Annotated in this window: 1 protein-coding gene; it reads right to left on the reverse strand. The window is 46.6% G+C overall.

Annotated features, from left to right (window positions below):
• On the reverse strand, window positions 1–648 hold a 648-nt coding region (gene rph, locus ACS8FD_RS20480), incomplete at its 3' end, for a ribonuclease PH (RefSeq protein WP_439277218.1).
• Between the last annotated feature and the right edge of the window lie 66 nt (window positions 649–714).

Here is a 714-nt window from a genome sequence, read left to right on the forward strand (position 1 = left end):
ATCATCAGCTTGTGCACGGGTAAACGGCTTTTCTTCAGCAGTACCTTGCAGCTCAATGAACTCACCCTTTTGCGTCATGACGACGTTTAGATCCGTATCACAGCTGGCATCTTCTTCGTAGTTTAGATCTAGATAAGCTTCGCCATTTTTCATACCGACAGAGATTGCAGCGACTAGACCAATCAATGGATCTGCTTTTAGCTTTTTGGTCTTTTGAATGCTCTCAAGCGCATCGATTAGAGCAATAGCAGCACCAGTCACACTAGCCGTGCGCGTGCCACCATCAGCTTGCAAGACATCACAATCAAGATAAATGGTGTTTTCGCCAAGCTTACTAAGATCAATCATGGCACGTAGGCTACGACCGATGAGACGCTGAATCTCTTGAGTACGACCAGACTGCTTACCGCGGGCGGCTTCACGCTGATTGCGAGTGTTGGTTGCGCGCGGTAACATGCCGTATTCAGCGGTAATCCAACCTTTACCTTTGCCTTTTAACCAACGTGGAACCCCTGATTCGACGCTTGCCGTACACAACACTTTGGTATCGCCAAAACTAACCAATACTGACCCTTCGGCATGTTTGGTATAGTGGCGCTCAAAGCTGATCGAGCGAAGTTGGTCAAGCTCACGGTTATCAATACGCATAAAATTCCCTAAGACGATGTTATAAAAGCAGTGGTATAAAATAAGTATAGCGGTCTGCTAATGACT

Source organism: Psychrobacter sp. 1U2, assembly GCF_051847575.1.